This is a genomic window from Pantoea sp. 18069 (genome assembly GCF_902706035.1).
GTDB lineage: Bacteria > Pseudomonadota > Gammaproteobacteria > Burkholderiales > Burkholderiaceae_C > Comamonas.
Genome location: NZ_CACSJA010000016.1, coordinates 80,016 through 93,140 on the forward strand (window position 1 = coordinate 80,016; position 13,125 = coordinate 93,140).

A 13,125-nucleotide genomic window follows, 5' to 3' on the forward strand; every position below is an offset into this window, starting at 1 on the left:
ATATCGTTCATCGATAAGCTTTGTTGTCGCATTCGCATGGCTGCCAGAAGATAAGCGCCTATCTGCACTATCTTCCGCCGACCACCATGCACCCTACCCTTGCCCCCTCCATCGTCCGCTCGCTGACCGGCGTGGCCGCCGCCCTCACTTTGCTCGCCGGCACGGCCCATGCCGACGCCACGCTCGACAAGATCAAGCAGCGCGGCAAGGTCACTATCGGTGTGCTGGTCAACGGCGGCCCGTTCGGCTCCATCGATCCCGCGACCCAGCAGCTCGTGGGCTGGAACCCCGAACTCGCGCGCGCCGTGGCCAAGGGCCTGGGTGTCGAAGCCGACCTGGTACAGGTGCAGACCGCGACGCGCGTGCAATTCCTGCAGGCCGGCAAGGTCGATCTGCTGATCGCCTCGATGGAGCTCAACCCCGACCGCGCCGAAATCCTGGGCTATGCGCCCACGCCGTTCTACCGTGTCGGCGGCGCCGCCGCGGTGCGCAAGGACAGCGGCATCACCCAATGGGCCGACCTGCGCGGCAAGCCGGTCTGCGTATCGCAGGGCAGCAGCTACGCCAAGCCGCTGACCACCGAATACGGCGCGCAGGTCCAGGGCTACAAGAGCTCGTCCGATTCGCTGCTGGCGCTGCGCGGCGGCAACTGCGTGGCCGCCGTGCATGACAGCACGCTGATCCACCCGCTGCTGCGCAGCAACGCCGAATGGACGCAGTACGCCGCGCCCATCACGTCCGAAATCCTGCCCGCGCCATCGGTGGTCTGGACCCGCAAGGGCGAGGCCGACACCATCGCCGCAGTCGACAAGGTGGTGCAGGAATGGCACAGCAGCGGCTGGCTGATCGCGACCGAAAAGCGCGTAGGCATTTCCCCGGCCAACCCCTTCCTGGTCGAGCAGCAGGCCCAGCTCAAAACCGCCTCGCGCTAAAGCCTGGCCATGAGCGATAGCCTGACGGTTCAGGGCGTGCAGGCGCTCAAGGCCCTGGGACTGAACTATTCCTTCGTGCTCGACGACATGGAGCGCCAGGCGTTCGTGCGCGGCCTGGGCGTGTCGCTGCAACTGTGCCTGCTGACCATTCCCGGCAGCCTGGCGGTGGGCATACTGCTCGCCGCGCTGCTGACGTCGGGCCGCGCCTGGCTGGCCAGCCCCGCGCGCGCCTTTGTCGAAGTCACGCGCAACACGCCCACGCTGGTGCAGCTGTACTGCGCCTTCCTGGTGCTCAACATGCTGATCACGCAGCAGCTGCGCGACTGGGGCGCGGGCCCCAACCCGCTGACACCGTTCATCTGGGTGGTGATCGTGGTGTCGCTGCACAAGGGCGTGTTCCATGCCGAGGCGCTGCGCGCGGGCATAGAGAGCGTGCCCACGATCACGCTCGAAGCCGCGCGTTCGCTGGGCTTTTCGCGCCACCAGCTGCTGGTGCGCGTGCAGCTGCCGCTGGCGGTGCGCTTTGCGCTGCCGTCGCTGGTCAACAACCTCGTCGACCTGGTGAAGATGACCGCCGTGGCTTCGGCAATCGCCGTCGGCGACGTGACCTATCAATCGATCATGATCTGGACGCAGCGCGACAATGTGCTCGAGTTGCTGCTGCTGATACTGCTGTGGTTCGGCCTGCTGACCTGGCTGGTGAGCCTTGCGGGCCGCTGGCTCGAACAACGACTGAGGATGCCTGGCTATGGCCAATGACGCCACCCTGTTGCGCCCCGCGGCGCCGGCACTGCCCTCCGCCCTCGCCCGCCATGCGCGCAATCCCTGGCTGCTCGCCGGCCTGGCGCTGCTCGCGCTGCTGACGTTCTGGCGCGCCACGGACACGACGCCGATCGCCGTCGCGCTGCTGTGGACATGGTTGCCGTCGCTGCTGCGCGGCCTCTGGGTCAACATCGAGATCAGCGTGCTGGCCGTGGCGCTGGGCACGGCCGTGGGCCTGGTGATAGGCACGCTGCTGCTGTCGCCGTCGGCCATCGTGCGCCGCGTCGCGCGCGTCTATGTGCAGGCCTTTCGCAACGCGCCGGTGCTGGTGCTGATCTACTTCACCACCTATGTGTTTCCGTTCGAAGTGCATATCGTGCAGTGGAGCTTTCCCTTTCCCGACTGGCTCAAGGTGGTGCTGGGCCTGGCGCTGCCGACCAGCGCCAACGTCGCCGAAATCTTTCGCGGCGCGATCCAGTCGATTCCCAGCGCCCAGTGGGAAGCCGCGCAGTCGCTGGCCTTCAAGCGCAGCGAGATCTTTCGCCTGATCGTGCTGCCCCAGTGCCTGCGGCGCATGCTGCCGCCGTGGATGAACCTCTACGCGAGCATCACCATGAGCACTTCGCTGGCCTCGCTGGTGGGCGTGCACGACGTCGTCGACATGGCGCAGATCGCCAGCAACACCGTGGTGCGCACCGACTTCACCATCCTCGTCTACTTCACGCTGCTGGCGCTGTTCTTCGCCTACTGCTATCCGATTGCCCGCGCCACCCGCGCCCTGGAGCGACGCCATGAACGCCACTGAATCCTTTCTCTCCACGCCCGCGGCCAACGATCTCGAGGTGCCGCTGGTGCAACTCCGGGACGTGCACCTGTCCTTTGGCGACAACCAGGTGCTCAAGGGCATCAACGTCGAAGTGCGGCGCGGCCAGGCGGTGTCCATCATCGGGCCCTCGGGCTCGGGCAAGTCGACCATCCTGCGCTGCATCACCGGCCTGCTGCGGCCGCAAAGCGGCCAGATCACCGTGGGCGACACGCGCGTCGACGCGCTGCGCACCGAGGCCGAGCTGATCGCCCTGCGCAAGCGCGTGGGCTTCGTGTTCCAGCAGTACAACCTGTTCCCCCACCTCACGGTGCTGCAGAACCTGGTGATCGCGCCCACGCGCGTGGTCGGGCGCAGCCGCGCCGTCGCCGAGCGCGACGCGCGCGCGCTGCTGGGCAAAGTGCGCCTGGCCCACAAGGCCGACGCCTACCCCGGCGAGCTGTCGGGCGGCCAGCAGCAGCGCGTGGCGATTGCGCGCGCACTGGCCATGCAGCCCGAGCTGATCCTGTTCGACGAAGTCACTTCGGCGCTGGACCCCGAGACCGTGGGCGAAGTGCTCACGGTGATACGCGACCTGGTCACGGAAGGCATGACCTGCGTGCTGGTCACGCACGAAATGCGCTTTGCCGAGGAGATCAGCGACCAGGTCTATTTCACCGAAGCCGGCAACATTGTCGAGCATGGCCCCGTGGCCCAGATCTTCGGCGCGCCGCGCAGCGAGCGCACGCGCCAGTTCCTGCAGCGCGCGCTCGGCGATGGCCCGCGCACGCGCCCCGCGCCGCCCACCGAGCCCCTGCGCTTCAACCAATTGCGTTTCGCCCTGTAGTTCATTTCAAGAGGCCCACCATGACCACCACCTCCCTGTCCGAACAACGCCGCGCCGCGGTAGCCGCCACCCTCGCCGAGGTGCGCCAGCTGGTCGCCGAAGGCGCACCCGACCGCGCCGCGCTCGCCGCCATCACCGCGCGGCTCGAAGCGCTGGCCGCGCAGCGCGAACTATTCACGCGCGCCGACTTTCCGCCGCCAGACAGCGGCCAGGGCGTGGGCGCCTCGACGCGCTACCGCCTCAACGCCGAAGACGGCGACGAAGGCCTGGCGCTGTACCTGAACTCCATCCTGCCGGGCAAGACCACGCAGCCGCACAACCACACCACCTGGGCGGTGATCGTCGCCGTCGAAGGCCAGGAAGTGAACCGCCTTTACGACCGCACCGACGACCGCAGCAACCCCGCGCAGGCGCAGATCCATCTCGCGCGCGAGTTCACGGTGCAGCCCGGCGCATCCATCGCTTTCCTGCCCGACGACGTGCACAGCATCCATGTGGTGGGCGAGTCGCCGACGCTGCACTTTCACCTCTACGGCAAGCCGCTTGAACGCCTGACCGGGCGCATAGGCATAGACGCCGAGACCGGCGCGATCACCAACTACAACGCCACCCATTTCCTGCCCAGCAAGGTCGCGGCATGAGCACCAACGCCTCTTCCTCGCGCCTGGGCCGTTCCACCCGCCTGCTGCACGCGGGCGCGCCCGCGCTGCGCGGCGGCTCGGGCCCGGTCAACGTTCCCGTGGTGCGCACCAGCACCGTGCGCTTCGAGAGCAGCGCCGCCTACGCCGACCACCACCACCGCCGCAGCGCGGGCGAGCGCCTGGCCACCTACGGCCGGCACGGCCTGGACACCCACCGCGCGCTCGAGGACGCAGTGACCGCGCTCGAAGGCGGCCACCGCGCTTTCCTCACGCCCTCGGGCCTGTCGGCGATCACGCTGGTACTGGTGGCCCTGCTGTCGCCAGGCGACCACGCGCTGGTCGCCGACAGCGTCTACTCGCCCGTGCGTCGCGTCGACGCCACGCTGCTGCAACGCCTGGGCATCACGCTCGAATACTTCTCGCCGTCGCAGGACGACCTGGCCAAGAAGATCCGGCCGAACACCAGGCTGGTCTACCTCGAGTCGCCGAGCTCGCTGCTCTACGAAGTGCTGGACCTGCCCGCGCTCGCGGCCGTGGCGCGCGCCCATGGCATTCCGGTCGCGACCGACAACACCTGGAGCGGCGGCTGGTTCCACCAGCCACTGGCGCTGGGCGCGAACATTTCCATTCACGCCGCGACCAAATACATCTCGGGCCACTCGGATGTGATGCAGGGCATCGTCGTCACCGACTCGCCGGCACTGTCCGAGAAGATCGCGCTCGCGCATGAAGCGCTGGGCCTCACGGTGGGCGCCGACGACGCCTACCTCGCGCTGCGCGGCCTGCGCACGCTGCCCGTGCGGCTGGCCCAGCACCAGCGCCATGCGACCCAGGTCGCGCAGTGGCTGCAGGACCAGCCCCAGGTCAGCCGCGTGTTCTATCCCGCCCTGCCTTCCGACCCGGGCCATGCGCTGTGGAAACGCGACTTCAGCGGCGCGAACGGCCTGGTGTCGTTTGCGTTCGAGGAAGGCGTGGATGCGCGCGCGGGCGAGCGCTTTATCGACGCGCTGCGCTTCTTCGGCATAGGCGCGTCCTGGGGCGGCTATGAAAGCCTGGCGCTGGTGGCCTCGCCCGATCGCCTGCGCGAGCACAGTTTCTGGACCAGCACCCAGCCGGTCGTGCGCCTGCATGTGGGGCTCGAAGAGCCGCAGGATCTGATTGCGGATCTGCAGCAGGCGTTTGAGCAGGTGGCGCAAAGCACAGAACTCGCCACGGCGTAAGCCCCGCCCCCCAACAACAACGGCGCCCCAAGGCGCCGTTGTTGTTTTGCCATCCCGCGGCGGCCTCCCCAGGCCGCCGCGGCCCCCCTTGCGTCCCCAACTAACCGGCCGCAGGCAGCAGCCGGATTCCCGTGGTTCCTTCGCGCGCTAGCTGCGCCACCAGGCCCAGCTCCCAGTCCAGGTACTGCTGGAAGCCCGCGTTGCGCAGTTCCAGGTCATGGTGGGCATAGGGGCTGTACCAGTGGTCGTCATCGCCCGTGAGCACGCCTTCGGCGCCCTGCGCCACCGGCAGGTCGGCGGCCACCCAGGCCGGCGTGCCGCCCGCAATGGCGCGCACATCGCGCCCGGTGCGCGCCGCGAGTTCGGCCGCGACGCTGCGCGCGAGCACGCCGTCGGGCGAATGCAGCAGCACGGTCTGCGCTTCGGGCAGCTCGGCCACCAGCGCTTCGAGGCGGTCGGGCACCGCAAAGCGCGCGCCCGCGATGTGCTTCTTCTCGAACGCCGCGCGGCGATCGATGTCGAACACGCTGGCCGTGCCGGCTTTCAACAAGGCCTGGGCCTGCTGCGGCGACACCAGCGGCGCGGGCGCATGCAGCGCCAGCACGCGCACCGGCTCGGCGCCGATTTCCAGCGTGGGCAGGGCCGGCGGCGTGTACAGGAACACTTCGTAGCCGCCGAGCTGGGCCAGCCAGGCGCCCGTGGTCAGCGCGCGCACGCCGTCCCAGTCGGCAAGCACGATGCGCGCGCCGCGCACCGCCGCGTATTCGTCCGTGGCCTGCACCAGCTGGCCGCCGGGCGCCCAGCGCCAGCCCGGCAGATGGCCGGCTGCGTATTCCTGCTCGGTGCGCACGTCGAAGCGGTAGAGCGAGCGCTCCTGCGCTTCGCCTTCGAAGCGCGCAAGTTCGGCGGCATCGATGCGCTGCACGCCCGCGCGCTGCGCCACGTCGGCCGCGCGTTCACGCGCCTTGGCCAGCGTGTCGGGCGCGGGTTCGGGGAAGGTCGCGCTGCGGCCATGGGCCAGCGTACGGCCCGTGAGCAGCCAGTCCATGGTGCCGTTGCGCAGCGACGCCACGCGGTTGGGAATGCCGGCGTCGATCAGCGTCTGCGCGCCCACGATGCTGCGCGTGCGGCCCGCGCAGTTCACCACCACGAAAGTCTCGGGGTCGGGCGCGATCTCGGCTATGCGGTAGACCAGTTCGGCGCCAGGCAGGCTGTGCGCGAACGGCAGGCTGAAGGCCGCGAACTCCTCGGGCGTGCGGCTGTCGACCACGACGATGTTGTCGCCGCGCGCCACGCGCTGCTGCAGCTCGTCGGAGGTGATCCAGGGCGTGTGCTTTTCGTGTTCTATGACTTCGCCAAAGGCCTTGCTCGGCACATTGGTGCCGCTGAAGATTTCAAAGCCTGCGGCCGCCCAGCCGTCGGTGCCGCCCTGGAGCACCGACACATTGCGCCAGCCCAGGCGCGCGAGCTTGGCCGCGGCCTGGTGCGACAGCGACTCGTCGCCATCGACCAGCACGATGCGCGTGCCGCGGCGCGGCACCAGGCGATCGATCAGCAGCTCGAGCCGCCACAGCGGCGCCGACGCCGCGAACAGGATGTGGCGGTGGGCGAACACGCCGGTCTCGCGCACGTCGAGCACGGCAATTTCTTCGCCGTCGAACAGCGCGGCCTTGAGCGCCTGGGGCGAGACGACCGGGTGGCGGATGGACTTGGGTGGGCCAAAGGTACGGTACGTTCCGCCTTCGAGGCTTTCGAACACCACGCGCCCGGGCAGGCGGTCTATGGCCAGGCCATAGAAATGCAGGTGCAGGCCGGGCTCGTCGCCGATCAGCTCTATGGTGTGCACGTCGGTCGGCGACAGCACGACGGACACGCCGGGCGTCACGTCCACGCTGCGCTCGGCGGTGAGGCTGTCGCGCGTTGCATCCTGCGTGGTCTCGCGGCGCAGGAACACATTGCGCTCATTGCCCGACACCCCGGCGATGATGGCCCAGGTGGTGTGGTCGTGCGGCGGCTGGGACTTGCCCGGCAGCCCGGTCGACAGGTACAGCGCGTAGCGGCCCGCGGCGTCCTCGCTCAGGCGATACACCTGCGCCGGGTTCTGCGCGGACACCGGGAAATGCTCGGCCGCGAACAGTTCGCGCTGCGTGCCCAGGCGCTCGAGCAGCGTGGCCACGGCGCGCAGTTGCTCGGGCGTCGCGCGCTCGGGGTCGGGCACCAGGCGCCGGGCCTGGGCGATGAAATCCGCCACGGCAGCGGTGCGGCGGCTGGCGATATCGCTGCCGCTGAAGTCGAGGGAAACATGGGTCTGGGTCATGGGATGGGCCTTGCGGAAATCTGCCACCACGGTACGCACCTGCGCGGGCTTGTCCAACGAAGAAAACCGCAGATCGTTAGCCGAAAAGCTTCGTTCACGCGCCGGGGTACGGCGCCTAGATTCAGGGCATCTTCCGTTTCCTGCCGAGCCGCCACATGACCACCAAACGTTTCTTCCTGCGCACTCTGGCGTCGGCCATCGCACTTTCCGCCGCCGGCGGCGGCGCGCTGTATGTTTCCTCGCTGCACGCGGCCACCGACAAGGTCGGCAGCTTTCCCAGCAAGCCGGTGCGCATCATCGTTCCCGTGGCGCCGGGCGGCAGCGCCGACAAGCTCACGCGCACGCTGGGCGAACGCCTGTCCGTGCTCTGGGGCCAGACCGTGATCGTCGAGAACATTCCCGGCGCCAGCGGCACCATCGGTGCGGGCAAGGCCGCCAAGGCCGCGCCCGATGGCTATACGCTGCTGCAGCAAGGTGAAGGCCTGACGCTCAACGGCATCCTGTTTCGCGACCTGCCCTACGACGCGGCGCGCAGCTTCGCGCCGGTCGTCAAGGCCGTGGTCAACCCGCAGGTGCTGGTCGTGAACCCCGGCACGGGCCTCAACACCCTGGCCGACTACCTGGCCCGTGCCAAGGCCCAGCCCGAAAGCATCAGCCTGGCCTTGCCCGGCAATGGCGGCATCGCGCATGTGGCGCATGAAATCCTGGCCCAGGAAACCGGCGCCAAGGTCAACTACATTCCCTATCCCGGCGGCGGCCCGGCGTCCGTCGACGTGCTCGCCGGCCATGCCAACGCCACGCTGATCACGCTGGCCGCCGTGACCGAATATGTGCGTGCCGGCAAGCTGCGCGCGCTGGCCGTGACCACCAGCTACCGCTCGCCCGCGCTGCCCGATGTGCCCACGGTCGCGGAAGCGGCGCAACTGCCCGGCTTTTCCGTCGAAAGCTGGCAAGGCTACTTCGCGCCGGCGGGCACGCCACAGGCCATCGTGCAGAAGATCAACCGCGACATCAACCAGGTGCTGCAGTCGCCCGAAGTGCGCGCCCAGCTCGAAGCCCAGGGCTTCAAGGTCGCCGGCGGCACGCCCGCGGATCTGGCCAGGAGCCTGCAGACCGAACAGCCGCGCTACGCCCAGGCGATCAAGACCGCGGGCCTGGCGATCCGCTGAACGGCAGGCGGCCCCGAGGCGTAGCGGCAAGGCAGCTTCGATGGCTCGCTGATGGCCATCAAGGGCTGGCGAAAACCATAGCGCCTCTCAAGAAACAGCCTTTTCTTCCAACCAATCAATGCATTAGCAGTGATCTGACTTGTGCGACCAGCGAGCGCAAAGTCATGACTTCTCGAAAACGAATAGCGAATGGCCGTTCGCCCCTTCGTCCGCGCGCGCAAGAATGTCCTGCAGGGGAATCGGCTGGACCGCGGTGATGGCCGCAGATGCTGGCGCCTTGGCGCCCGGCGGCTGGGCCTGGCCCACCGCACACGTCAGTGCAAGCAAAGCAGCCAGGGCGAATGCGGGAAGCGAGAGAACAGAACGTTGCATGGCGCTATGGTCGGAGCAATCCATGGCTTTTGGCAAGCCCCCGGCCTCCACCGCGCTGGCGCTGTTCGTTTGCCGCCCCCGCAGCGCCGATCAGGCCTGCACCAACTCCGAGGCGGCAAGCGCGGCAGCTGCAGGCTGCGCTCCGGCTTGCGCCGGCGCCAGCTCCTCCAGCCCGAAATGCCCGCGCAAGGTATGGCTTTCATACTCATGGCGAAACAGGCCGCGCTTGCGCAGGATAGGCACCACCTCGCTGGTGAACAGCTCGAACTGCTGGTTGATCACCGGCGGCATGACATTGAAGCCGTCGGCCGCGCCGCTGCGAAACCAGTCCTCGATGGTGTCGGCCACCTGCTCGGGCGTGCCCGCGACCGCGAGGTGGCCACGCGCTCCGGCCAGGCGCTTGAGCAACTGGCGCAGGCTCAGGCCTTCGCGCAGGCTGGTGTCGACATAGCCTATCACCCGGCTGCGCGACGCTTCGACCAGGTTCGGGTCGGGAAAGTCGTCGCGCGTGAGCTTCCTGTCGAGCGCAACGCCCGAAAAATCATGGCCGCCAAAGCGCGCCGACAGCCGGCCCAGGCCCACCTCGATGCTGGTCAGGCTGTCGAGCTCTTCCCAGACCTGCTGGGCTTCGTAGGTCGTAGAGCCTATCGCCGCGCTGATGCCGGGCAGGATCACGATGTCTTCGGGCCTGCGACCCCACTGCTGCGCCTGGCCCTTGATATCGGCATAGAAGGCCTGGGCCGACTCCCTGGAGCCATGCGCCGTGAAGATCGCCTCGGCCCGTTTCGCGGCAAACGCGCGGCCCGCTTCCGACTGCCCGGCCTGCACATACAGCGGCCGGCCTTGCGGGCTGCTGGGCACATTGAGCGGGCCGCGCGTGCGGATATGGCTGCCGTTGAAATCCACGGGCCGGATCTGCGCCGCGTCCAGGAACTGGCCCGCAGCCGCGTCGTCGAGGATGGCGCTCGCGGGAAAGCTGCGCCACAGCGCATCGACCGCGGCGACGAATTCCTCGGCGATGCGGTAGCGATCGCCATGCTCCACGTCTTCGCTGCGCCCGTAGTTGGCGCCGGCGCGCGGAGCCCACGAAGTCACGATGTTCCAGCCCGCGCGGCCCTTGGAGATATGGTCCAGCGACGCGAACTGGCGCGCCAGCGTATAGGCCTGGCTGTAGGTGGTCGAGGCCGTGCCGATCAGGCCTATGCGCTCGGTCTTGAGCGCCAGCGCCGTGAGCAGCACCAGCGGCTCGAGCATGCCCGAGGAAATCACCTGGCCGTTCTCCGGGCCCACGAGGCTGTCGGCCAGGAAGACCGCGTCGAACTTGGCGGCCTCGGCGATGCGCGCGGCGTCGACATAGAGGTCCAGGTCGGTCAAGGCCTTGGGGTTGGCGCCGGGATGGCGCCACGCACCTTCATGGTGGCCGCGCGACATCAGGAAAAGGTTCAGATGCAGTTGTCGTGTCATGGCGGGTCTTTCAAGCGAGTTCGGTGTCGACGCCCAGGCTCTGCAGCAAGGTGGTGCGCAGGTCCATGAACAGCGGGTGATCGGGCCGGCGCGGGTGCGGCAGGTCGACGGCGTAGTCCTGCGCGATCTTTCCGTTCCTGAGCACCAGGATGCGGTCGGCGAGCAGCAGCGATTCGTCGACGTCGTGCGTGACCAGGATCACCGTCGGCTTGATGCGCTCGACCAGCTGGAACAGCAGGCCGTGCATGCGCATGCGCGTGAGCGCATCGAGCGCGCCGAAAGGCTCGTCGGCCAGCAGCACATGCGGCTCGCGCAGCAGCGAGCGCGCCAGCGCCGCGCGCTGCAACTGCCCGCCCGACAGCGTGTTCGGCCAGACATGGGCCTTGTCGCCCAGGCCCACATCGCGCAGCATCTGTTCGGCCGCGGGCCGCACGGCTGCGGCGTCGAGGCCCAGCGTCAGGTTGTCGATCACCGACAGCCAGGGCAGCAGGCGCGAGTCCTGGAACAGCACCGAGACATTGCCATGCGCACTGGCAACGCCCTGGCTCTGCGCGTCGCCGTCGAGCCCCGCGAGCGCGCGCAGCACCGTGGTCTTGCCCGAGCCCGACTCGCCGAGCAGCGCGACGAACTGGCCCGCGGGAATGTCCAGGCGCAGGTCATCGAGCACTTTCTTGCCGCCGAAGCCGCGCGAAAAACCGCGCAGCTGCACCGACCCTGGCGTTGCGGTATGCGTCATGATCCCAGCGCCCTGCGGTACGACAGCACGCGCGCTTCGATGCGGCGCACCACGGCGTCCGACAGCAGGCCCAGCAAGGCATAGATCAGAATGCCCACGACAATGATGTCGGTCTGGCCCCAGTCGCGCGCGCGGTTCATCAGGTAGCCGATTCCGGTCTGCGTGTTGATCAGCTCCAGCACCACCAGCGCCGTCCAGCACAGCGACACGGACAGGCGCAGGCCGACGAAGAACCCCGGCAAGGCCCCCGGCAGCGCCACCTTGCGAATGAACTCGCTGCGCGACAGCCCCAGGGTCTGCGCCAGCTCGACATGGCGCACGTCGATGCCGCGCAGCGCCGCATGGGTGTTGATGTAGATAGGCACCAGCACGGCCGTGAAGATCAGCAGCACCTTCATCGCTTCGCCAATGCCCAGCCAGATGATGGCCAGCGGAATCAGCGCCAGCGTGGGCACGGCGCGCTTGATCTGCACCAGTCCGTCGATCAAGGCTTCGCCGCTGCGCGTCAGGCCCGACAGCAGCGCCAGCAGCACGCCTGCGACCACGCCCAGCAGCAGCCCGCTGTACGCGCGCCCGGCCGACGCCAGCAGGTGCGGCAGCAGGCTGCCGTCGGCCACCATCTGCCAGGCCGTGACCAGCGCCTGCGACGGCGCCGTGAGCGTGGCGGGCGACAGGAAACCCAGGCGCGAGGCGGCCTCCCAGACCACGACCAGCAGCGCCGGCCCGATCAGCAGCCGGCCTTGCGACAGGCGCGGCGGCACCAGCGCAGGCGATTTTCCGGCAACGGTCCTGGCGGGCGGCGCCGGCCACAGCGCCGGGGGCGCGAGCGTATTCGACTGCGTCATGCGGGGCTCCTTGGCAATGGCTTGCGCCGCGGGTTCATCGGTTGGCCTCGATCACGCTGTCATAGGTCGTGGCAAACGAAGCGGAGGCATCGAGCCGCCTGGGCAAGGTGCCGGCCGCGTGCAGGATGTCGATCAGCTTCTGGTGGTGGGGCTGGGCTTCGGCCGCGGTCTGGAACAGCAATGGCGACTGCGACGCCAGAATGGCCGCCGTGCTCTCGCCATCCACGCGCTGGAAGTCGGTGTAGTAGTGGCGGCCCCATTGCGCCACGTTGGCGTTGCTCCACTTGCCGGCGCGCACGAAGGCCGCCAGGAATTCGCCTATGGCCTCGGCTTTCTGCGCATCGGCCAGCGCTTCGGGGCGCGCATAGATATAGGACGTCGCGGGCAGCAGGTTGCGCTCCTGCGGGTCGGGCACGGGGCTGGCGCCTATCTGCTTGCCCAGGCGGGTCACATGCGGCTCGATCAGCACCGCCACATCGACGGCGTTGGCGCGCAGCGCGTCATTGAGCTCGGCCACGCGCAGGTTCACCAGTTGCACATCGCCCAGGCCCAGGCCGGCACGCGTCAGCGCCTCGATCAGGAACACCTGGCGCCCCGACCCTTCGATATAGCTCACGCGCTTGCCGCGCAGATCGCTCAGGCGCTGGATATTGGCGCCCGCGCGCTGCACCAGCCGGTACTGCGCACGCTCGCGCGTGAAGGTGGCGATGATGGGCAGGTTCACGCCCGCGGCGCGCGCCTGGATGGGCGGCGTGTCGCCGACATAGGCAATGTCGAGCGCACCCGCGCGAATCGCTTCGAAAATGGCCGGGCCGCCGGCGAAATTGGGCAGCTCCAGCTGAAAGCCCAGCGGCTTGCGCTGCCCGCTTGCATCGAGCAGGTGGCGCAGCAGCTCGCTCTGATCGGCGACCACCAGTTTGGTCTTCGGGTTCACGGCGGACCGTGCGACGCCGGTCACGCCCCATGCGGACAGGGCCAGCAGCGACTGCGCGGCCAGCAGGAAACGACGTTTGTTCAC

At 68.6% G+C, this 13,125-nt stretch carries 13 protein-coding genes; 7 read left to right on the plus strand and 6 right to left on the minus strand.

The genetic code is table 11. The features are described 5' to 3' along the window. Positions 1 to 86: 86 nt before the first annotated feature. The 6 genes from GVL12_RS14295 to metC are packed head-to-tail and all read left to right on the plus strand — an operon-like array spanning position 87 to position 5,204. Positions 87 to 932: a transporter substrate-binding domain-containing protein gene (locus tag GVL12_RS14295; RefSeq protein ID WP_159915096.1), complete on the plus strand. Its 846-nt coding sequence runs from the start codon at positions 87 to 89 to the stop codon at positions 930 to 932. Between the two features lie 9 nt (positions 933 to 941). Then, on the plus strand, positions 942 to 1,691 hold the full coding sequence (locus GVL12_RS14300) for an amino acid ABC transporter permease (RefSeq protein WP_159915098.1): 750 nt from the start codon (positions 942 to 944) through the stop codon (positions 1,689 to 1,691). Beyond that, positions 1,681 to 2,499: an amino acid ABC transporter permease gene (locus GVL12_RS14305; protein ID WP_159915100.1), complete on the plus strand. Its 819-nt coding sequence runs from the start codon at positions 1,681 to 1,683 to the stop codon at positions 2,497 to 2,499. The genes GVL12_RS14300 and GVL12_RS14305 overlap by 11 nt, the downstream gene beginning before the upstream one ends. Continuing rightward, a complete protein-coding gene (locus tag GVL12_RS14310) occupies positions 2,486 to 3,343 on the plus strand; it encodes an amino acid ABC transporter ATP-binding protein (protein WP_159915102.1) in 858 nt (285 codons plus the stop codon). The genes GVL12_RS14305 and GVL12_RS14310 overlap by 14 nt, the downstream gene beginning before the upstream one ends. A gap of 20 nt (positions 3,344 to 3,363) precedes the next feature. After that, entirely contained in the window at positions 3,364 to 3,984 is a 621-nt protein-coding gene (locus GVL12_RS14315; protein ID WP_159915104.1) for a cysteine dioxygenase family protein, read from the plus strand. Then, positions 3,981 to 5,204 (plus strand): cystathionine beta-lyase, encoded by a 1,224-nt coding sequence (gene metC, locus GVL12_RS14320; protein ID WP_159915106.1) that lies wholly within the window; start codon positions 3,981 to 3,983, stop codon positions 5,202 to 5,204. Before GVL12_RS14315 ends, metC begins: the two co-directional genes overlap by 4 nt. A 100-nt stretch (positions 5,205 to 5,304) precedes the next feature. Here metC and GVL12_RS14325 read toward each other — a convergent pair whose 3' ends face one another. Further along, complete coding sequence (locus tag GVL12_RS14325; RefSeq protein ID WP_159915108.1) at positions 5,305 to 7,521, minus strand: rhodanese-like domain-containing protein; 2,217 nt, start codon at positions 7,519 to 7,521, stop codon at positions 5,305 to 5,307. A gap of 155 nt (positions 7,522 to 7,676) precedes the next feature. On the opposite strand from GVL12_RS14325, the gene GVL12_RS14330 reads away from it, so the two are divergent. After that, positions 7,677 to 8,690: a tripartite tricarboxylate transporter substrate binding protein gene (locus GVL12_RS14330; RefSeq protein WP_159915110.1), complete on the plus strand. Its 1,014-nt coding sequence runs from the start codon at positions 7,677 to 7,679 to the stop codon at positions 8,688 to 8,690. Between the two features lie 162 nt (positions 8,691 to 8,852). Here GVL12_RS14330 and GVL12_RS14335 read toward each other — a convergent pair whose 3' ends face one another. From GVL12_RS14335 to GVL12_RS14355, 5 genes are all read right to left on the minus strand, one after another. Next, on the minus strand, positions 8,853 to 9,062 hold the full coding sequence (locus GVL12_RS14335; RefSeq protein WP_159915112.1) for a hypothetical protein: 210 nt from the start codon (positions 9,060 to 9,062) through the stop codon (positions 8,853 to 8,855). A gap of 90 nt (positions 9,063 to 9,152) precedes the next feature. After that, on the minus strand, positions 9,153 to 10,526 hold the full coding sequence (locus GVL12_RS14340; RefSeq protein ID WP_159915121.1) for an LLM class flavin-dependent oxidoreductase: 1,374 nt from the start codon (positions 10,524 to 10,526) through the stop codon (positions 9,153 to 9,155). A gap of 10 nt (positions 10,527 to 10,536) precedes the next feature. After that, positions 10,537 to 11,262: an ABC transporter ATP-binding protein gene (locus tag GVL12_RS14345; protein WP_159915130.1), complete on the minus strand. Its 726-nt coding sequence runs from the start codon at positions 11,260 to 11,262 to the stop codon at positions 10,537 to 10,539. Further along, entirely contained in the window at positions 11,259 to 12,107 is an 849-nt protein-coding gene (locus GVL12_RS14350; protein ID WP_159915132.1) for an ABC transporter permease, read from the minus strand. Before GVL12_RS14350 ends, GVL12_RS14345 begins: the two co-directional genes overlap by 4 nt. Before the next feature lie 34 nt (positions 12,108 to 12,141). Next, positions 12,142 to 13,125, minus strand: a complete 984-nt coding sequence (locus GVL12_RS14355) for an ABC transporter substrate-binding protein (protein ID WP_200843757.1) — start codon at positions 13,123 to 13,125, stop codon at positions 12,142 to 12,144.

Coding starts and splice junctions, on each gene's coding strand:
- metC (WP_159915106.1), top strand. CDS start 3,981: ATGAGCACCAACGCCTCTTCCTCGCGCCTGGGCCGTTCCACCCGCCTG.
- GVL12_RS14295 (WP_159915096.1), top strand. CDS start 87: ATGCACCCTACCCTTGCCCCCTCCATCGTCCGCTCGCTGACCGGCGTG.
- GVL12_RS14340 (WP_159915121.1), bottom strand. CDS start 10,526: ATGACACGACAACTGCATCTGAACCTTTTCCTGATGTCGCGCGGCCAC.
- GVL12_RS14325 (WP_159915108.1), bottom strand. CDS start 7,521: ATGACCCAGACCCATGTTTCCCTCGACTTCAGCGGCAGCGATATCGCC.
- GVL12_RS14345 (WP_159915130.1), bottom strand. CDS start 11,262: ATGACGCATACCGCAACGCCAGGGTCGGTGCAGCTGCGCGGTTTTTCG.
- GVL12_RS14310 (WP_159915102.1), top strand. CDS start 2,486: ATGAACGCCACTGAATCCTTTCTCTCCACGCCCGCGGCCAACGATCTC.
- GVL12_RS14305 (WP_159915100.1), top strand. CDS start 1,681: ATGGCCAATGACGCCACCCTGTTGCGCCCCGCGGCGCCGGCACTGCCC.
- GVL12_RS14335 (WP_159915112.1), bottom strand. CDS start 9,062: ATGCAACGTTCTGTTCTCTCGCTTCCCGCATTCGCCCTGGCTGCTTTG.
- GVL12_RS14330 (WP_159915110.1), top strand. CDS start 7,677: ATGACCACCAAACGTTTCTTCCTGCGCACTCTGGCGTCGGCCATCGCA.
- GVL12_RS14350 (WP_159915132.1), bottom strand. CDS start 12,107: ATGACGCAGTCGAATACGCTCGCGCCCCCGGCGCTGTGGCCGGCGCCG.
- GVL12_RS14315 (WP_159915104.1), top strand. CDS start 3,364: ATGACCACCACCTCCCTGTCCGAACAACGCCGCGCCGCGGTAGCCGCC.
- GVL12_RS14300 (WP_159915098.1), top strand. CDS start 942: ATGAGCGATAGCCTGACGGTTCAGGGCGTGCAGGCGCTCAAGGCCCTG.